General features: G+C 72.2%; 14 protein-coding genes. 6 read left to right on the forward strand and 8 right to left on the reverse strand.

Translation table 11 applies throughout. The features are described 5' to 3' along the window. Positions 1 to 67 precede the first annotated feature (67 nt). Complete coding sequence (locus ACFHWT_RS13955; protein ID WP_416595029.1) at positions 68 to 1,162, reverse strand: PaaX family transcriptional regulator C-terminal domain-containing protein; 1,095 nt, start codon at positions 1,160 to 1,162, stop codon at positions 68 to 70. Between the two features lie 249 nt (positions 1,163 to 1,411). Here ACFHWT_RS13955 and ACFHWT_RS13960 point away from each other — a divergent pair, with 249 nt between their 5' ends. Next, a complete protein-coding gene (locus ACFHWT_RS13960; protein ID WP_416595030.1) occupies positions 1,412 to 2,821 on the forward strand; it encodes a PHB depolymerase family esterase in 1,410 nt (469 codons plus the stop codon). Positions 2,822 to 3,141: 320 nt separating this feature from the next. On the opposite strand, the gene ACFHWT_RS13965 is transcribed toward ACFHWT_RS13960, so the two are convergent. Continuing rightward, positions 3,142 to 4,449 carry a cytochrome P450 gene (locus ACFHWT_RS13965; RefSeq protein ID WP_416595031.1) on the reverse strand — a complete coding sequence of 436 codons (1,308 nt, stop codon included), beginning with the start codon at positions 4,447 to 4,449 and terminating at the stop codon, positions 3,142 to 3,144. Between the two features lie 291 nt (positions 4,450 to 4,740). Here ACFHWT_RS13965 and ACFHWT_RS13970 point away from each other — a divergent pair, with 291 nt between their 5' ends. The 3 genes from ACFHWT_RS13970 to ACFHWT_RS13980 are packed head-to-tail and all read left to right on the forward strand — an operon-like array spanning position 4,741 to position 8,194. After that, complete coding sequence (locus ACFHWT_RS13970; protein ID WP_416595032.1) at positions 4,741 to 5,970, forward strand: CHAT domain-containing protein; 1,230 nt, start codon at positions 4,741 to 4,743, stop codon at positions 5,968 to 5,970. After that, the gene (locus ACFHWT_RS13975) at positions 5,967 to 6,359 is read left to right on the forward strand and encodes a hypothetical protein (RefSeq protein WP_416595033.1); all 393 of its coding nucleotides are present in this window, start codon (positions 5,967 to 5,969) and stop codon (positions 6,357 to 6,359) included. The genes ACFHWT_RS13970 and ACFHWT_RS13975 overlap by 4 nt, the downstream gene beginning before the upstream one ends. Beyond that, positions 6,347 to 8,194: a hypothetical protein gene (locus tag ACFHWT_RS13980; RefSeq protein ID WP_416595034.1), complete on the forward strand. Its 1,848-nt coding sequence runs from the start codon at positions 6,347 to 6,349 to the stop codon at positions 8,192 to 8,194. The genes ACFHWT_RS13975 and ACFHWT_RS13980 overlap by 13 nt, the downstream gene beginning before the upstream one ends. A gap of 33 nt (positions 8,195 to 8,227) precedes the next feature. Here ACFHWT_RS13980 and ACFHWT_RS13985 read toward each other — a convergent pair whose 3' ends face one another. Then, positions 8,228 to 9,922 (reverse strand): S8 family serine peptidase, encoded by a 1,695-nt coding sequence (locus tag ACFHWT_RS13985; RefSeq protein ID WP_416595035.1) that lies wholly within the window; start codon positions 9,920 to 9,922, stop codon positions 8,228 to 8,230. A gap of 485 nt (positions 9,923 to 10,407) precedes the next feature. On the opposite strand from ACFHWT_RS13985, the gene ACFHWT_RS13990 reads away from it, so the two are divergent. Together ACFHWT_RS13990 and ACFHWT_RS13995 are read left to right on the forward strand one after the other, a co-directional pair. Continuing rightward, the gene (locus tag ACFHWT_RS13990; RefSeq protein ID WP_416595036.1) at positions 10,408 to 10,857 is read left to right on the forward strand and encodes a hypothetical protein; all 450 of its coding nucleotides are present in this window, start codon (positions 10,408 to 10,410) and stop codon (positions 10,855 to 10,857) included. 299 nt (positions 10,858 to 11,156) lie between these two features. Further along, positions 11,157 to 13,616, forward strand: a complete 2,460-nt coding sequence (locus ACFHWT_RS13995; protein WP_416595037.1) for a hypothetical protein — start codon at positions 11,157 to 11,159, stop codon at positions 13,614 to 13,616. 66 nt (positions 13,617 to 13,682) lie between these two features. Here the strand turns inward: ACFHWT_RS13995 and ACFHWT_RS14000 are convergent, their stop codons facing one another. The 5 genes from ACFHWT_RS14000 to ACFHWT_RS14020 all read right to left on the reverse strand — a co-directional run bounded on the left by ACFHWT_RS14000 (position 13,683) and on the right by ACFHWT_RS14020 (position 18,554). Next, positions 13,683 to 14,477, reverse strand: coding sequence for a siderophore-interacting protein (locus ACFHWT_RS14000; RefSeq protein ID WP_416595038.1), 795 nt, complete (start codon positions 14,475 to 14,477; stop codon positions 13,683 to 13,685). A gap of 232 nt (positions 14,478 to 14,709) precedes the next feature. Then, positions 14,710 to 16,398 (reverse strand): amidase, encoded by a 1,689-nt coding sequence (locus tag ACFHWT_RS14005; protein ID WP_416595040.1) that lies wholly within the window; start codon positions 16,396 to 16,398, stop codon positions 14,710 to 14,712. Between the two features lie 14 nt (positions 16,399 to 16,412). Then, positions 16,413 to 16,718 carry a hypothetical protein gene (locus ACFHWT_RS14010; protein ID WP_416595041.1) on the reverse strand — a complete coding sequence of 102 codons (306 nt, stop codon included), beginning with the start codon at positions 16,716 to 16,718 and terminating at the stop codon, positions 16,413 to 16,415. 113 nt (positions 16,719 to 16,831) lie between these two features. Next, on the reverse strand, positions 16,832 to 18,004 hold the full coding sequence (locus ACFHWT_RS14015) for a hypothetical protein (RefSeq protein ID WP_416595042.1): 1,173 nt from the start codon (positions 18,002 to 18,004) through the stop codon (positions 16,832 to 16,834). Continuing rightward, on the reverse strand, positions 17,997 to 18,554 hold the full coding sequence (locus ACFHWT_RS14020) for an RNA polymerase sigma factor (protein ID WP_416595043.1): 558 nt from the start codon (positions 18,552 to 18,554) through the stop codon (positions 17,997 to 17,999). Before ACFHWT_RS14020 ends, ACFHWT_RS14015 begins: the two co-directional genes overlap by 8 nt. Positions 18,555 to 18,556: the final 2 nt, after the last annotated feature.

Here is an 18,556-nt window from a genome sequence, read left to right on the forward strand (position 1 = left end):
CCGGTCTGGTAGGCGCCGACGCCGACGGCGACCACGCGGGTGTCGGGGTGCTGAGGTGCGGTCGTGGTCACCGTCCGACGGTACGGGCCGCCGACCCGGCTTGCGCCGTCCGGTGCCCTGCTTCAGGTCCGAGGTCCAGGCCCGTTTCAAATCCCGGGCCGGGGGCGAAGCCCGGGCCCGCGTTGTACCCGGGGCCGGGGCCGGCTGGCTGGACTCCCGCCAACAGATCGCCGGTGGTGTGGGCCCGCACGTCGTCGGGGGCCGCGTCACCGGCGAAGCGGGTGACGACGGCTCGGACGTGTCGTTCGGCGACGTCGGCGAGACCGTCGTAGACGGCGGCGAAGACCTCCCGGGCGGGATCCCGTAGCCAGTTGGCCGGCAGCAGCTCGACCGGCAGCTGCGGATCAAGGGTGGGGAACCGCCGGAAGGTGTCCATCACCTCGGTGCGGGCCCGTACCGCCGCCGGTCCGCCGACCTGACCGGAGCGCACCTGGGGCAGCAGCGCCTGCCACCGGTCGACGAAGTCGCCGTACTGTCCGGCGATGGCCTCTACGTCCCAGGCGTCGAGCGGGTCGCGACCGGTGGTGGCGCCCAGGTCGGCCTGCCGGCCGCGGAAGACCGAGATGGTCCCGGGAGTGAGCTGGGCGAGTTGGCGCATCGCGGGCCCGGGCAGCGTGCGGGGGGAGATCCACAACCCGTCGTACAGCGGGGCGAACCCCAACCACCGGAGCTGGCCGCGCAGCGCCCGCCGCTGCGCGCTGTGCTCCTGCGGCAAGGTGAACGCGACCAGGGTCCACTGGCCGTCCCACGGCCGGGCCGTCGCGGTGGCGGTGAGGATCCAGTGTCCGCCGATCGCCAGGCTGGCGGCGGCGGCGTGGGCGAGCCGGTACGAGCTGTGCCGACCGCGTCGACTGCCTTCGAGTACCCCTCGGCGGGCGAGCCGGCTGATGGCGGTCCGGGCACCGGCGGGGGTGACGCCGGATTCGGCGAGCAGCGCGACGATGGCGGCCGACGGCAGCCAGGCGCGGGTCCGCAGGGTGTAGTCGGCCAGCAGGGTCACCGCGAGGCCCTGCGGCGAGTTGCCGGTCTGCCGTCGGGGCAGCCGCACCGGCCGGCCCGCCTCCTCCGGATAGATCTCCTCGATGCTGAACAGGCTCGTCACAGGCACTCCGGCGTGGCTCGGGGGCAGCGGTACCGACTGTAGACGGCGTGATCTCCGGTTGGCGCAGGTGACCTGGGTTCCTGGCAACGACCCGAGATTGCGATCGAGCTATATCGATTGACACTTGTCTGTCCGGCGGGAACACTAAGTGCCACACGTTGCCGTGCGAAGGCCGGGCGGGGCAGGGCCGGACGTCCCGCCGGCCGGCACACGACAGGGGACAGCACACGACAGGAAGGAGTCAGGTGCATGAGAGTCAGACGAAAACTGCTGCTCGGCATGGCGATGTCGCTGGTCGCCGCCGGCCTGGTCGTCCCGGCGCTCCGGCCGGCGTACGCGGCGTCGTTGGTCCAGGTGACCAACTTCGGTAACAACCCGGGCGGGATGCAGATGCACGTCTACGTGCCGGACAGCCGTCCGGCGAACCCGGCGATCGTCGTGGCGATGCACGGCTGCGGCGGATCCGGGCCCGGCTTCTACTCCGGCAGTGAGTTCGCCTCACTGTCCGACCGGTACGGCTTCATCGTGATCTACCCGACCGCCACCCAGCAGGCCGGCTTCGGCAACTGCTTCGACGTCTGGTCCGAGGCGGCGAAGCGGCGGGGCGGCGGCAGCGACCCGGTGTCGATCATGTCGATGGTCCAGTACGCCCAGCAGCAGTACGGTGGCGACCCCAACCGGGTGTACGCCACCGGCAGTTCGTCCGGCGGCATGATGACCAATCACATGCTGGCCGTCTACCCGGACGTGTTCAAGGCCGGGTCGGCCTTCATGGGAGTTCCGTACAACTGTTTCGCCAACGCGGCGGACTATCCGCCATGGAGCAGTCAGTGCACCGGCGGCAACATGAACCGGACACCGCAGCAGTGGGGTGACGCCGTCCGTCAGGCGTACCCGGGTTACTCCGGCCCACGGCCGCGGGCGCAGCTGTGGCACGGCACCGCCGACACCCTGGTGCCGTACTCGTTGCTGCAGGAGGCGGTCGACCAGTGGACCAACGTGTTCGGGCTCAGCCAGACGCCGACCCGTACCGACACCCCACGGTCCGGCTGGAACCGCCGCCAGTTCGCTGACAGCTCCGGCACCGTCCAGGTCGAGGCGTACAGCGTCCAGGGCGCCGGCCACAGCCTGCCGAGCGGCGGCATGGCCGCCGTTGCCATCGAGTTCTTCGGGTTGACCTCGACCCCACCGCCGACGACCGCACCGCCGCCGACGACGGCTCCGCCGCCGACGACGGCTCCGCCGCCGACGACGGCTCCGCCACCGACCACCGCACCGCCACCCACGACCGCACCGCCACCCACGACCGCACCGCCACCCACGACGGCTCCGCCACCCGCCGGTGCCTGCCGGGTCGCGGCCACCATCAACGCCTGGAACAACGGACTGACCGGGAACTTCCGGATCACCAACACCGGTTCCAGCGCCGTCAACGGCTGGTCGCTGGTCTTCACCCTGCCCGGTGGGCAGACCATCACCGGGGGCTGGAACGCCAGCTACTCACCGAGTTCGGGGCAGGTGACAACCCGCAACATGTCCTACAACGCCAGTATCCCGGTCAACGGCTCGGTGGACATCGGCTTCCAGGCCACCCACACCGGCAACGCCGGGGCGCCGAGCTCGTTCACCCTCAACGGTGCCGCCTGCACGGTCAGCTGACCAGCGGCTCCAACGCCGGTCCGGACAGGCTGGAACACCGGTCCGGACCGGCGGACAGGGAGAGTCCCCGGGGCACCACCGTTCGGTGGTGCCCCGGGGACTCTGTCCCGCAGTAGTCGTCGACGTCGGCCTCGACGTCCGGCGGGTTCGGTCTACTCGTAGTGGTAGGGCCAGTAGATGTACCGGCCGCTGACCCGCTTCCTGCCGGCCAGTCGGGCGGCCAGGTGGCGCAGTGTCCGCATGGCTACCTCCTCGCTCGATCGAGGTGAGTGATTCTCATGACCATTGCACACCGGTTGCCTGTACGCAACGAAATGTGATCACGACTTTCCGTCGACAAAGCGGGCCAGCAGGCCGGCCGGTGCGAGCCGGCCGGCGAACCGCAGCCGGGTCGACGCGGCGTTCGACGACTCGACCGAACCGCGCTGGGCCAGCCGGGAGACGGTGAGGGTGAGCTGGCGCATGGTCAACGCCGTACCGATGCAGACCCGGGGCCCGGCGCCGAAGGGCAGGAACGCCGCCCCCGGTGCCGGCCGACCAGCGGCCCACCGGCCGGGGTCGAACTCGTCGGGCCGCTGCCACCACCGTGGATCCCGGTGGATCAGGTAGGCGCCGATCAGCACCTCGTCGCCGGGTCGCAGCGTCCACGGACCCAACCCGGTGGTCGTACGGGCGGTCCGCGTCATCAGCCACGCCGGCGGATACAGCCGCAGCGCCTCGTTGACCACGGCCTCGGCCAGCGGTAGCCGGGCCGCCGGCGGCGGGTCGCCGGACCCGGCCGGCCCGCCCGCCTCCGCCCGCAGCGCGGCGACAAGCTCCGGTCGGTCGGCGAGTTCCCAGGTCAGCGAGGTCAGCGCGGCGGCCGGCACGCCGTGTCCGCCGAGCAGGACCGGGCGCAGCGTCGACACGACCGCCCGGTCCGGCATGGCCGGCCGGGCGGCTAGCAGCACGTCCAGCAGGTCCGGTGTGGACATGCCGGCCTTGCTGGACGTGCCGGCCCGACGGCGTCGCACCACCGACAGCAGGGCGTCGGTGAACGCGCGGTGCGCGCGAAAGAACCGACGGTTTCGGCGCACCGGCAGCCAGGCCGCGAACCCGTACTTCGCGGTCTCGAACGGCGCGGTGGCGGCGACGCCCTCGGCGAGCAGCTCCGGGAACCCTGTGGCGTCAACGCCAAAGCAATAGTCGGCGATCGTCGCGGCGGCGTACCGTCGCATCATCGCCAGCACGTCGGTCTCCCGGCCGGCGGCCGCGTCGAGGGCCGCGTCGAGGATCTCGACGGTACGCCCGTCGAAGGCGGTGCTGGCCTGCCGGTCGAGACCGGCCCACGCGGCCCGCCGGGCCGGCATCCAGGCCTCGGCCCGCTCGGCGGCCCGGCCGAGATCGGGCCGGGCGTCGAACGGGGCCAGTTCGGGCAGGAACGCGTTGCCCGGCCGGGTGAGCACGTCGTGGGCCAGCTCCGGGTCGATCACGAACACGGTGCGGTCGTCGAAGGTGAACACGTCGCCGTACTCGCGGTGACTGCGCTCGATGAAGCCGATCCGGTCGGCCTCGTAGGCCGGGGTGTTGCCGGTGAGCCAGCGCCCGCGCGGCCCCGGTGGCCGGTCGCCCTGCTTCAGTGGTGCCATCTGCGGCTCCTAACCGAGTGCAGGACCCCGCTGCCGAGGTCCTGCCTTCTTCCCGGTGTCCGACGGGCTGTCTACGCCTGGTGGTAGTACCACCACTCGTACCGGCCGCTGATCCGTCTCCTGCCCACCAGCCGGGCTGCCAGGTGCCGCAACGTCCGCATGTCCACCTCCTTGATCGGATCAGGTGAATGCTCTTCCTGATCGTGTCACCTGAGGATGCCGCACACAACGCCGTCCCGGCGTAGCTGTCTGTCCGACAGGATTGTGGCAAAGTCTGACGAGGAGGGTCCGATGGATCTGGCGGTGTCACGCGACGTCGACCGGCGAAAGGCGGCAGCCCGGGAATGGGACGACACCGTCGCCCAGGTCCGCAGACTGCCCGGCTTCGAGGACTTCCTGCTGCCGCCCCGGATGTCCACCTTGCTGCCGGCGACCGGCAGCGGACCGGTCGCGGTGATCAACGTCAGCCGGTGGCGGTGCGACGCGCTGATCGTCGAACCCGCGGGTGTACGGGTGGTCGAGCTGCCCCGGCTCACCGCACAGACCGTGGCCGAGCGGGCGGACGCCTACCTGACCAGCCTCGGTGTCGCCGAACGTGCCGCCCGGGAGTTCGACACCGTGCCGGCGCCGGCCGACGACGACACCCTTGCCGACGTGCTCGGATGGCTCTGGGACGACGTGGCCGGACCGGTGCTCGACGCGCTCGGCCTGGCCGACACACCACCGGCCGGCACGCCGTGGCCGCGGATGTGGTGGTGCCCGACCGGGCCGCTGGCGCTGCTGCCGCTGCACGCCGCCGGCCACCACCGCGCCGCCGGTGGTCCGTTGACCGGCACGCCCCCGCGTACGGTCATCGACCGGGTGGTCTCCTCCTACACGCCGACGCTGCGGGTGCTGCGGGAAGCAGCCGAGGCCCGCCGGGACGGTCCAACCGACCCCCGGATGCTGGTCGTCGGGCTGCCACACACCCCCGGCCAGCCGCCGCTGCGCAACGTTGCCCGGGAACAGGCCGTGCTGCGCCGGCTGCTCCCCGGCAGCTGCACGTTCCTCGACGATGGGCAGGCCACCCGAGCGGCCGTGCTCGACCAGCTGCCCTGGCACAGCTGGGCGCACTTCGCCTGCCACGGCGACCAGAACCTGCAGCGGCCCTCCGACGGCGGTCTGCTGCTGCACGACGGCGCGCTCACCGTCACCGACCTCAGCCAGCAGCAGCACCAGGGCGAGTTCGCCTTCCTGTCCGCCTGCAAGACCGCCGTCGGTGGGGTGAACCTGCCCGACGAGGCGATCACCCTGACCGCAGCCCTGCACTACACCGGCTACCGGCACGTCATCGGCACCCTGTGGTCGGTGCTGGACGCGACGGCGGCCGACGTCGCCGAGGCCGTCTACACCGCTCTGGCGGTCGACGGCCGGCTCGACGCCGACCGGTCGGCATACGCCCTGCACGACGCGGTCCACCAGGTGCGGGCCGCCGGAGCGCCGATGGCCGCGTGGAGCCCGTTCACGCACACCGGCCCGTGACCGGGGCGGGTGACCGGTACGGGGCGGCGGCGCAGGCTGTCGTCGACGCCGCGTACGCGGCGGCCGCCCACCGGGCGACCGGGCCGGCGGCGACCACCGTGGACGATCTGGTCGCGGCGCCACGGATCGGCGGCGACCCGGTTGTCGCACCGGTGCTGGCGGCGCTCGGCGCACCGGAACACCCGATCCCGGGGTCCGCGCCGGTGCACCGCCCAGCGGACGCCGGCCTGGTCCGGGTGCTGCTCGCCGCCGCGTCGGTCGCCGGCCGGTTCGGTGCGGCCGGGATCGAACCGGTGCACCTGCTGCTGGCCGCGTTGTCGGAGCCGGACGGGGAACTGGCCACCCGTACCGGCTGCGGCGCATGGCGGGTGCTGCGATGGCGTACCTGACCCGGTCCACCATCACCGGTTCCGCCGACGGTCTGACCACCGGGCTCTGGTATGCCCACCTGGCCGCCAGCCAACTGCCGGCCGACGATCCGCTGTTCGGCGCGGTGTTGGCGCTGTACGCGTCGATGATCGTGCACGACCAGGACCTGCGCGGCGAGGTCGCCGAGATTCCGCAGGCGATCGCGGCCGTCCGTCGGGCGGTGGTGGTGGCCCGGGCCGGCCGGCCCGAACCGGGCCAGGACCCGAACACGGATCTGCTGTCCCCGGCCCTCGACGCGCTCGGCAACGCGGCACAGCTGTGGTTCGAGGCCACCGGCCACCGGCAGTTCGCCGACCTGGCGGTGGCGGCCGGCGTCGGCGCGTTGCGGCACAGCTCCCCGCACCACCCGAAACGGGTGGCGTTCCTCAGCAACCTCAGCCGGGCGCTGACCACCCGGACGATGGTGCTGTCCGGCCCGGACGCCGGCCGGGCCCGGGCGATCCGGCTGGGTGAGGCGGCGGTGCGGCGCTGCCCACCCGGGCATCCGGAGCGGGTGCTGGCCCTGACGAACCTCGGCGCCGCCCTGCTCAACGCGCCGCCCGGCTGGCCGGTGGACCACCCGCGGGTGGTCGACATCAGCCGGCAGGTCCTCGACCTGACGCCGGCGGATCATCCGCAACGGTCGCGGCGGCTGGCGAACCTCGCCGACGCGGCCCGGCTGTACGCCGAACACGGCGGTGGTTCGCCCGCTCTCGACACGGCGGTCGATCGGGCGACCGAGGCCTGCGCGGCGGCATCCAACGGGGTGGTCCGGGCGCACGCGCTGTCGGCGCTGGGCAGCGCGCTCGTCACCCGCTACGACTGGTGGGCCGAGCCATCCGATCTGGACGAGGCGTTGTTGCGTACGGCGGAGGCGGTCGAGGCCTGCCCGGAGGGCCACCGGGACAGGTGGACGTACCTCAGCAGCTACGCGGTGATCGCGGCCGACCGGTGGAATGCGTACCGTGACGAGCATGCCCGGGACACCGCGCTGGAGGTGAGCACCCGGCTGCTGGCCGAATTGCCGCACTGGCACCGGGACCGGCCGGCGGCGCTGGCCATGCACGCGCTGCGGTTGAAGTCGGTCGGCCGCATCGACGAAGCGGTCGGGCTCGGCGAGGCCGCCGTGCGGGCCGCCGAGGAGGCCCTGCCGGCCGCCGACGTCGGCGCAGCTGCCGACCTGGTCATCTGGTTGAACAACCTGGTCAGCATCTACCGTCGTCGCTGGCGCCAGGACGGTGACGCCGCCGACCTCGACCGGGCGGTCGAGGCGGGGGAGCGCGGGACGCGGGTGCTGGCGCGGATGCCGTCGGAAGCCGCGTCCGCCGTGTCGGCAGCCTGGCTGCGGTACGGTCTGTCGCTGGCCCTGCGGGACCGTTACCGGCAGCGGCGCGGCCTCGACCCGGACTCGTGGGTGGGCCCGGAACCGGCGGGCCGGGGTACCGGTGCCGCACCCGTTGCGGCACCGGCCGACGTGGCGGCCGATCGCGACGCCTGGGCCGCGTCGGCCGGCTGGCGGCAGGTGCTACAGGACCCGTCGTTGCCGGTCGACCTGCTGGTCAGCTCCGCCGTGGAGTTGGCCGGCCTGCATGCCGGGCGGGGTGAACTGGTGGACGGCGGCGATCCGGGTGCCGGCGTCGCGCTGCTCGACCAGGCTCGAGGTGTGCTGTGGGGGCAGTTGCTCGACGACCGGTCTGCCGCGCATCGGCTGCGGCAGGCCCATCCGGCGCTGGCCGACCGGTTGGCGGCGGCCGGCGCCGGCTTGGACGTGGCCGGCTCGGGCTTGGACGCGGCCGGCGGCCGGGGTGGGCGGTGATCATCCCACCCCGGCCGTCCGGACCGGACGTCCTTAATGGTGGTGCAGCGGACGGGTGACCGCGGCGAAGGCGTCGACGACGCCGTGGCCGTAGAAGCCGTTGAAGCTCGTGCCGCCGTCGCAGTAGGCATCCCATTCGGGGGACCGGCCCTCATTGGCGTAGGACACCAGGCGCGGCTCGGGGCAGGCCGTGTCGGCCGCGGTCCGGTACAGGTGCCGTTCCACCTTGTCCGGGTCCAGGGTCAGCCCGCCCCGGCGGCCGTCGCGCTTGCCGTACCGGCTGACGATCAGCGCGGCCACCCCGGAGACGTGCGGTGACGCCATCGAGGTGCCCTGCAGGTACGTGTAGTAGCCGCACACCCCGGCCGACGTACATTCCTTGAACACGTACGACTCGGCGTCCGGCACGATGTTGCCGTCGGCGTCGACCACACCCTCCTCCTGCAGCACGTGCAGCGGGTACGACGACAGGATGGTGTTGTCGTAGGTCCGGTGGGTCGGCGTGCCGTAGCCGTCGCGGAACCAGCCGCCGGGCGCGGCGACCGAGATTTCCTCGGTGCCGTAGTTGGAGTAGTCCGCCTTGGCCTTCGACGGGCCGAGCGCCGACACACCGATCACGTGCGCGCCTTCGACCGGCAGGTCCCAGCAGGTGTCGTTGTCGATGGTGCGCAGCCGGGGGGTGCCGCCGTAGTTGGGGCTGGACGAGTCCGGGCGGGGGTCGCCCAGGTCCTCGTGGTTGTTGCCGAGCGAGCCGACCAGGGTGACGCCCCGCTTGTGCGCGTACCGCAGTGCCCGGTTGACCGCCTCGATGGTGGCCCGCTGCGACGCCTGCTCCTCGGCGGAGTCGGCCGGGTTGTCCAGGCAGTTGTACAGCCACGGGTCGATGTAGAACGACATGTTGACCACGTCGATGCCGGCGTCACCGGCGTAGACCAGGGCGTTGACCACCGAGTCGAGGAAGAAGTAGCCGGAGTCCTGGCCGCCCTTGAGCGCCACCAGCGTGACGTTGGGGGCGACGCCGGACAGGCCGAAGCGGTTGGCGGCGGCGCCGATGGTGCCGGCGACGTGGGTGCCGTGGCCGCTGTCGTCCCGGTCGACCGGGTCCAGGCAGGACTCCACCTCACACGGGCCGTCGATGCCGGGGATGTCGGGGGCGAAGTTGCGCGACAGCGAGTAGCTGAAGTTGGGTCGGATGTCCGGGTGCTGCCCGTCGACGCCGGTGTCCAGGATGCCGACGGTGACCCGCCGGTCGCCCGGCTCGACCCGGCGTGACTTGTCCGCCCGCATCATCGGCAGGCCCCACAGCTTGTCGTCCAGCGGGTCCATCCGGGTGCCGCGCCGCCCGGCCGCCCCGGCGGATGCCGCGCCGGCGATGCGGTGCTCCTGCTCCACCGCGTCGAAGCGCTGGCGTGGCGCGTACCCGATGGCCCGCTTCTCCGCGGCGCCGAGCAGCGCGGGAGCGGCGGCGACCTCAGCGGCGAACTCGGCGTCGTCGGTGACGACCTGGTACATGCCCACGTCGGCGGTGCTGCCGGTGACGGTGCCGCCGGCAGCCTCGATGGCCGCCATCGCCTCGGCGGCGCCGGTGCCGGCCTCAGCGACCACCGTGTACTCGGTGACGTCACCTGCGGCGTCGGGGGCGGCGGCGGCCGGTCCGGCCGGTACGGCGCCCAGCAGGGCCAGCGCGGTCGCGGTCGCGACGGCGCCGGCGGTGAAGCGTCTGCTCACCACATCATCCCTTTCGTAGAGTGTGCCGGTTTCACAATGAAGTTGGACGGCGACTCTTCGCGGTCCTGGGAGGTACTGTACCGCCGGTTGATCTCGAGGCGGACCGCCAGTTCGGCCCGGAGTGCTCCGCCGGATCCTCGCTGGACGCCCGGGGGGAAGTGCACCGCCGTGCCTTTTCAGTCTACAGTGGCTGAAACAAACTGCCTGTCCTAACCCGAGATGTCCTCGTCGTTGGTGTCATTCATGATCGACTTCGGGTGGCCAAGGTGGTGGCCGGAAAACCATGCGCCATCCGCTCCGATAAATATTTCCTGGCGGCTCGATGTCCTCCGGGTCGACGTGAGAAGTGGTGAGTCGGTTGACTATGCTCCCCGTCTGATTCGGCAATCGTGGCTCGGTGGCCAGCTATCTGCCGTGCCGCACCGAACTGCACAGTCCAGATGCGGGAGTGATTACGTATGTTCAAAGTTGGTCGGGTTGTCCTGGTGCGTCGTTGGTCGGTATTGGCGGTCCGGGTCGCGCTGGTGGTCGGTGCCGGACTGGTCACACTGTGGTGGGACCAGGCGGAGCAGGCGGCCGTCGTCCTGTCCGCACTGGCGGGAGCCGCTCCGATCGGTGCGCTGCCGGCCCGGTCCGATAGGTCGGTGCTGGAGCCGACTCCTGGCCGGCAACTGCCCGACAACGGCGAGCGGGGAGAAGAATCGGCCGATCGTGTCCACCAACCCGCTGGTCCGGCAGGCCCTGCAGCCGCGGTGCCGGCGGAGATACGGGTCACCGCCACCGGTGCGGTAACGGCCACCGCCGGCGGGACGGCGGTCAGCGGTCTGAGCGCACCGGCCCACGCGGTGCCGGCGAGGGTGGACGTTTCGAACACCGGCGACGTCGAGGCCGTCGGCGACGGCAGCATCGCGATAAGCGGCGTCCATCTCAGCTGACTCGGGTGGTACGGGTGATCTGGCACACGCGACGGACGGGTGACACCGTCACTGCGGCTGGAACGGGGCCGGCAGCGGCCATCGGCGACCGGCCGATCGCCGTGAGCGGCATTTTCTTCAGCTTGTTTGGGCCTTTTGGCTACCGCGACCGGGGCAGCCGTGGAACTTCCATCGTCCTCGAACGACTGGCCAGGCAGGTGCGCGACCAGTTGGATGAGGAGATGAGACACGTCGGCCCGCAGGCTCGGATTTCGTTGCGCAAACCGTCGCGGTCCGGACTGGCGCAAAATGACCGAGTTGTGTACGGCAGCGATGACGTCGCCATGCGCTGGTCGACCGGATTTTCCAGCGAATCGCTCGCCGATCTCGCCGACGCCTTCGAGCGGCTACCCAGGCGGCGTCTCGTCCTGCTCGGGGCGCAAGGCGCCGGCAAGACCGCCGTGTCGGTGGCGCTTGCCCACGAGTTGCTGTCCCGGCGTGCGTCGTCCCAGCCCGGGACGACCCAGCCGAACCGGCCGATCCCGGTGTTGTTTCCGCTGGGCGCCAGCGACCCAGGTGATCTCCTTACCTACCGTCCACCCGGCTCGCGGCGGCGGGTGCCGCAGCCGAGGCCGTTCGACCAGTGGCTGGCCCGGCAGCTGGTCAGCCGGTACGGGTGGGCCTTCGGCGGGCCGCGACGGCGCGCCCTGCGCCACGCGCTGACGTTGGTACGCGACGGCCAGGTACTCCCGATTCTCGACGAGTTCGACGCGTGGGCGGGTTCTTCCGCGCGGGCGGTCACGATGATCGGCGACAGCCCGCATCCGATCATCGTGAACTGCCGCAGCGACGAATACACGTCCGCTGTCAACGGTGTGGACGAACACTGGTACCGCGTCCCGCTCCCCGGTGCGGCCGTGCTCGAACTGCAGCCGGTGCCGCCGGAGCAGGCCATGGCCTACCTGCGCCAGGTGACACCCGATCACCATCAGGCCAAGTGGGACGAGGTGTTCGCCCGTCTCGACCGCTCGCCGGACGGACCACTGGCCGAGGCGATGGCGACGCCATTCATGCTCTGGCTGGCCGGCATCGGGTACGGTGCCCGGGACGCCGGTCCCGGTGGCCTGTTGGACGCGAGCCGGTTCCCTGACCGGACGAGCGTCCAGAGCCGGCTGATCGACACCTTCATCGATGCCGGCGATCCCGACCGGCGCGACCCGGACTGGGCGCGGCGGCACTGGGCACCGCTGGCGTTCCTCGCCGCGCGGCTGCGACGCAGCGGGACCAGCGAGCTCGCGTGGTGGAGGCTGCCGGCGGAGCTGCCGCCACATCTGACGGGAGCCGTCCTGGGTGGTCTCGGCGGGGTCTGCACGGTGCTCACCGTGATCGCCGGAGCAGCCTTCGGCCGGTGGATGGACGTGGTCACGACCTTGGGCCCGGAGATGGCCGGCAGGGTCGGGTTGTGGGCCGCGATGGACGTAGTCCCGGTCGGGATCGCCTTCGCGGTGGTCGTCGCCCTGCTGACCGGCATCGCCGGCTGGCAGGCCGCGCGGCGATCACCGGCTCCAGTCACCTTTACCTGGCGGCTCGGCTCGCGGCCGCGGATCCTGATCGAGGAGTCGACAAGGGGCGCGGCGTTCGGGGCCGCCGGAGCCACACTGTTCGTGGCGATTCTGATGGTGTTGTTCGGCCGCGACCCGGCCTGGCACATGGCACCGGCCGGCTACCTGATCGCGGTGCCGGCCGGCGCGGTCATGCTGCTGATGCAGGGCCAGGTCATGACGGACACGACGCAGGGGGACCGGCCGTCCGGGGTGCTGCGCAACGACCGCAGGGCCGCACTGGTGAGCATGGCGTTCAGCGCGATCGTGACCGGCGTGCTCGCTGGGCTCGTGCTCAAGCTCGTGGTCAGACCCGCCGACAATCCGCCCGTAATGGCCACGGCCTTCACGTTCGGCCTCGGTGCGGCGATCGTGCGAGGTGCCCGAGCGGCCTGGCTGCACTTCACGATCGCGCGTATCTGGCTGACTGCGCGCAGCCCGCTGCCGTGGCAACTGATACGTTTTCTCGATCAGGCGTACGAGTCACGACACAAGGGACTGCGTCGGGTGGGCGGTGTGTACGAGTTTCGGCACCGGTTGCTGCGGGAGCGTCTGGCCCACCGCTGGGAGAACGAGCATCCCGAGCCCGTACGCCGTGACGGGCGCCGTCGATGGTGGGCGGCCATGACGGCCGGCTGCGCCCTGGTGGTGACCGCAGGCGCGGTCGGAACCACCGCCGGTCCGAGCCGGACCACGCCCACCGTCGCGTGTGACGCGGTGGCCGCCCACCGGCCGGTCGAAGCCCCCGTGCCGGTCGTGCTGCACCGCACCGGCTGTGTCCTGCGAGCGACGACGGACGTGTTCACCAACTATCGCGACAAGATCGACGCCGACACCGGCGAGCCTGGCCATGGCAGCACCGGGCGGCTGGTCGGCCCGGTCCGCGATGGTGGCCTGGCCGACCTCATCGTCGAGTACCACCGGATCCGCAGCGCGTCGGACACGCCCTCGTTCGCGCTCGTGCGGGCTGGCCGGCCGGGCGGTTACCAGGCGTGCCGGACGTTTCAGCAGCGACCGGGCCGGTTGGTGGCCACGATCTGGCACAGCGAGATCCGCCGCGGCGACCAGCTGTGCGTGCTGACCGACGAGCGGCGTACCGCGCTGGTCCAGGTCGTCGAACCGCCGACTCCGCCCCGACCCCGGATGGTGGTCGACGTCACGGTCTGGGCGGACCGGTGAGGCCTGGGCGACCTACCTCTGCGGGCACCGCGGGTGGCCTCGTCGTCGCGCCGGAGCAGCGCCGGTTCAGTGCGTCTTGCCGAGTCGCCAGTAGCCGGTGAAGCTGATCCGGCGCTTCGGGACACCGATTTCCACCAGATGACGGCGGGCCCCGGCGGGCAGGGCCTGTTCGCCGGCGAGGTAGGCGGACACGGTGGTCGGACTGTCGGTCGTCCAGGCCCGCACCGCGGCGAGCGCGAGGCTGCCCGGCCGGGCCTCGGCCGGCCGGGGCAACCAACGGACCTCGAACCCGGCGGGCGCGTCGACCTGCTGGGTGTCAGCGGGGTCGGGGATCTCGACCACGGCCAGACCGGTGGCGTCGCGCGGTAGGTCCCGCAGGATGCCGACGATCGCCGGCAGCGCGGTCTCGTCGCCGGCCAGCAGGTGGAACGTGGTGTCGGGGGCGAACTCGTAGCCGCGGCCCTGGTCGAGCAGAGCGACGGTGTCACCGGCCCTGGTGCGTTGCACCCACCGGCTGGCGACCCCCTCGTCGCCGTGTACGACGAAGTCGATGTCGAGTTCGCGGGCCTGCGGCCGGAACGCGCGGACCGTGTAGTTGCGCAGGTGTGGGCGGGTCGCCGACGGGATCCGCAGGTACTTCAGGTAGCCGATGGTGTCGGCCCGGTTGGGCAGGTCGAAGGTGGTCTGGCCGTGTTCCTGCGGCAGGAAAAGCCGGAACCAGTGGTCGAAGCCGTGGTCGGGCAGGCGCTGCAACTGGTCGCCGCCGAGGGTGACCCGGATGAAGTTCGGGCTGATCCGTTCGGTGCCGACGACGTTCACCACACACAGCGTGGTGTGCTTCTTGGCGTCCTTGAAGCTCATCGCTCTCCATAAGGTCGCGCGGGAGCGCGCCCGGCCGAGCGACAGCGGCCGGTGCGGCTGGGGTGGCCACGGACTCCCGGAGTGGTCAGGTTTGGCTAACCTTAGTTGGTGGTGCCGGTGTCCGGAAGGCCGACCCGCAGCGAGCGTCGGGGCACCGTGTCCGTCAGACGACGAAACTGCGGGCCGCCCACCCACCGGGTGGACGGCCCGCACCACGCCGAAGCGTGTCCGGTCACTGGGTGAGCTCGGCGACCTCCTCAGCGGTCAACCGGCCCCGCGACAACGTCGCCGCCGTGGACCGGGCGGCGCTGGCCGCCCCGGCCGGTGCCGGGTCGGCCGCCGGTGGGTCGGCCGGTCGCCGCCAGTGCCAGTCGGTGACCGCCTGGTACGCGGCGGCCACCGACAGCAGGCGGTCCTCGGCGTACGGCTGCCCGCCGAGGATGGTGCCGATCGGCACTCCACCGCCGGAGAAGCCGATCGGGAACGCGATCTCCGGCAGGCCGACGATGTCGAACGGCACCGGGCTGGTCTGCACCACCACGTCGCAGCTACTGAAGATCTGGTCCAGGATCCGGTCCAGCAGCAGCAGCTTGGCGCGCTGGCCGGTGACCCAGCCGTTGGCGCCCAGCAGCGCACCCTGCAGCCAACTGGTCACCGACACCCCGAAGCCGCGCAGGTCGCTGCGCAGGTACGGCATGAACGGCTCGCTGCGCTCCGGCAGCCGTACGTTGTTGAACGCGCTCCCGGTGAGCAGGCTCCACTCGTCCGGCAACGGCACCTCGACCAGCTCGCACTCCGGGATGGCGGCCATCTCGGCGAGGAACGCCCGGCGGGCGGCCGCCGTCTCCGAGCCGCCGTCGGCGTAGCCGGGCAGCACCCCGATCCGGGTCTTCCACCGCATCCGCAGGTGCTCCCCGTCGTAGCGGGGCGTCGCCGCGTTGATCAGGTTCGGCACCGGCGGCAGGCCCTGGCTGCGCGGGTCGGCCGGGTCCGGCCCGGCCATCGCCATCAGCATGATCGCCGCGTCCTTGGCGTCGCGGGCGAGCGGGCCGGGGTGGTCGCGGGTGTAGGTGAGCGGGACGATCCCGGCCAGCGACACCCGGCCCATCGTCGGTTTGATGCCGGTGAGGTTCTGCGCGTTGGACGGCGAGGTGATCGAACCGCCGGTCTGGGTGCCGATCCCCGAGCTGGCCAGGCGGCCGGCGACGGCGGTGGCGGTGCCGGTCGACGAGCCGCCCGGGTTGGTCGACGGGTTCGTCGGCGTCCAGGCGTTGACGGTGGTGACCTGACCGTTGGGCAGGGTCGCCCGGGTGGTGGCCAGCGGACCCATCTGGGTCTTGCCGAGCACGATGCCGCCCTGCACGACCAGCTTGGCGACCGAGGTGGCGTCGTACGGTGGGACGAAGTCCTGGAACAGGTACGAGTTCGCGGTGGTCGGCACACCCTCGGTGAAGTAGTTGTCCTTTATGGCCAGCGGGATGCCGTGCAACGGCCCCCGGTGCGGCCGGTTCGCCCACTGCCGGGCGGCCTTGACCGCCGCCTCCGCGAGCACCACGTTGAACGCCTGGTACGTCGACTCGTACGCGGCGATCCGGTTCAGATAGGCCTGCACCAGCTCGACCGGCACGATCTTGTTGTGCCGGATCATCCAGGCGGCTTCCGAGATGGTCCATTCGGTCGGGTCGGACATTGCCGACTCGCGCGGTTTGTTGTACGCGGCCCCCCGGTCCAGCTCCGGGTTGAACCTGACGGCCGGGGCGCTGGTGCCACTCGGCGCGGCCGAGGCGAGCCCGGCCAGGCCAGGCAGCGCCACGGTGCCGACGGTGGCGGTGGCGGCCAGCGCGGCGGTGCGGGCCAGGAACGCCCGGCGGTCGAGGAGCCGGTCGAGCGGCAGTTGTACGTCCGTGGATGAGTCTGTCATGGCGTCCTCTGTTGTCATCGGGGCTTGCGCCATTCGGTGCTGATCGACGGGTAGAGGACCGGTGCGGGCTGCTGGGACAGCGCCATGGCGGTCGCCGGGTCGGCGGCGTCCGGCGTCGGCATCTGGTACCCGGCGAGGGTCGGCACCGTACTGCGCATGAAGGACCGCAGCGAGGCGAGAACCGAGTCGCGGCCGGGGGAGCCGGTGACCGGGTCGGAGGTGGTGCCGGCCGGCAACTGGTCGAGATCGATGCCGAGCGAGGCGAGTTGAGCGACGATGAACGTGTTCAACTCGTCGTCGGTCGGAGGGGTGGGGGCCATGGAAACCTCCTGGCGGTGAAGCGGTGGCCACAATCTCCGGCCGATTGATGTCGGCACCGTGACGGAACGATCACGTGATCATGAATCCGCGCAGCTCAGACCAGGTCGGTAGGTCATTGGGTCGGCAGTGGTACGGATTGCCAGCTGGTTCCGTCGGTGGTGACCGAGCCGGGAGCGCCGACCTGCCCGCCTGAGACCCACAGCCGCCCGGGCAGGGCGCCGAGCTCGCCGTACGGGCCGGCGGTGCCGGCGGTGAAGGTCGTGCCGTCGTCGTCGCTGGTCCACGTCGGCACCGTGTGCCGGCCGAGGCCGCCCACCAGCAGCCGGCCGTCGTCGCCGACGGTCAGCGCGCTCTGGCCCAGCCGGGGCAGCGGGATGGCCAGGTCCTGCCAGCTGCGTGCGCCGTCGGTGGTGCGCCACAGCACCGGCCGGGCAGCCGACGAGCCGGTGTCGCCCGCGTCGAACGGGTCGAACAGGACGAACGCCTGCCGGGCGTCGCGGGCCGCGAGACCGGCGACCAGCACACCGGCCGGCCCGGCGGTGACCCGCCAACTGGCGCCCCGGTCGGTGCTGACCGCGACCACGGTGCCCGGCCCGTCTCCGGCCGGTCCGGCGGTCCAGATCGCCCCGTCCGGAGCCACGTACACCCGCCCGCCGACCGTCGGCGGGTCGGCCAGCCGGTACACCGTGCCGTCGACCGGGTCTACCGCGACCGGCGGGCGCAGGTCGGCGCAGTGGGTCAGGCAGTCCACCGGCTGCGCCTCGGGCGGGAACGCGGTGACGGTGCGGGTCGTCGCGGTGGCGTCCCGCCAGGTCCGGCCGGCGTCGGTGGACACGTGGTCGGTGACGCCGACGCCGACCAGGAAGACCTCCGGGGTGAGGCTGAACGCCACCGCCCGGGACACCGGGTGGCCGTCCGCGTCGTGCAGGCAGTCCGCTGTGGTGTCCGGCCCGTTCAGCGGCAGCCACGTCGATCCGGCGTCGTCGCTGCGGGTGAACCGGAACCGGCAGTCCTCGCCGGGGCCGTCGAAGCCCACCACGGTCTGGTCGTCCCACACGGTGATCCGCAGCGGGCCGGGCGGCGCGGGGCCGTCGGACCGGTGGCGGCCCACGGTGGCGGCCAGGCCCGGCGCGACCAGCGCCACCAGCAGCAGGCCGAGCGCGGCGGCGACGATCATGGTCCGCCGTCGGCGTCGGGCCCGCGCCCGGAGCCGGTCCAGCGCCGGCTGGATCACCGCTTCGCTGATCCGGTCCCGGTCGAAGGTGGTCAGCCGCAGGTCAGACATGGCTGCTCCGGGTGTGACTGGTCGGCGTGTCGACGAGCAGGCCGGCGAGGGCCGTCCGGCCTCGGGAGAGCCGGGACTTGACGGTGCCCTCGGTGACGCCGAGCGCGTCGGCGACCTCGGCGACCGGCAGGTCGGCCAGGTAGTGCAGGGCGATCGCGTGTCGTTGCCCGGCCGGCAGTTGGCGCAGCGCCCGCATCAGCGCGACATGCTCGGCCGAGCTGTCGGCGATCAGCCGTTCGGTGTCGACCGGGGCGGCCAGCCGGGGCAGCAGCCGGGCGAGAACGGCCCGGCGTCGGTGCCGGCTGCGGGCGACGTTGACCGCCACCCGGCGTAGCCACGCCTCCGGGTTGTCCAGCTCGGCGAAGCGGTGCGGCGCGAGCAGGGCGCGGACGAACGCCTCCTGCACCGTCTCCTGTGCCTCGCCCAGGTCGCCGGTGACGGCGTACAACTGCACGACGAGCCGCCGGTAGCTGCCGGCGTACACCTGGCCGACGACGTCGTCGGGGTGCGCCAGGCCGCCGCCGTCGGCGTCCGGCGGGGATTCTCCCATGC

The sequence above is a fragment of the Micromonospora sp. LOL_021 genome (assembly GCF_048060215.1).
In the GTDB taxonomy this organism is placed as follows: Bacteria; Actinomycetota; Actinomycetes; order Mycobacteriales; family Micromonosporaceae; genus Micromonospora_E.

Coding starts and splice junctions, on each gene's coding strand:
- ACFHWT_RS13960 (WP_416595030.1), top strand. CDS start 1,412: ATGAGAGTCAGACGAAAACTGCTGCTCGGCATGGCGATGTCGCTGGTC.
- ACFHWT_RS13965 (WP_416595031.1), bottom strand. CDS start 4,449: ATGGCACCACTGAAGCAGGGCGACCGGCCACCGGGGCCGCGCGGGCGC.
- ACFHWT_RS13970 (WP_416595032.1), top strand. CDS start 4,741: ATGGATCTGGCGGTGTCACGCGACGTCGACCGGCGAAAGGCGGCAGCC.
- ACFHWT_RS13980 (WP_416595034.1), top strand. CDS start 6,347: ATGGCGTACCTGACCCGGTCCACCATCACCGGTTCCGCCGACGGTCTG.
- ACFHWT_RS14000 (WP_416595038.1), bottom strand. CDS start 14,477: ATGAGCTTCAAGGACGCCAAGAAGCACACCACGCTGTGTGTGGTGAAC.
- ACFHWT_RS14005 (WP_416595040.1), bottom strand. CDS start 16,398: ATGACAGACTCATCCACGGACGTACAACTGCCGCTCGACCGGCTCCTC.
- ACFHWT_RS14010 (WP_416595041.1), bottom strand. CDS start 16,718: ATGGCCCCCACCCCTCCGACCGACGACGAGTTGAACACGTTCATCGTC.
- ACFHWT_RS14015 (WP_416595042.1), bottom strand. CDS start 18,004: ATGTCTGACCTGCGGCTGACCACCTTCGACCGGGACCGGATCAGCGAA.
- ACFHWT_RS14020 (WP_416595043.1), bottom strand. CDS start 18,554: ATGGGAGAATCCCCGCCGGACGCCGACGGCGGCGGCCTGGCGCACCCC.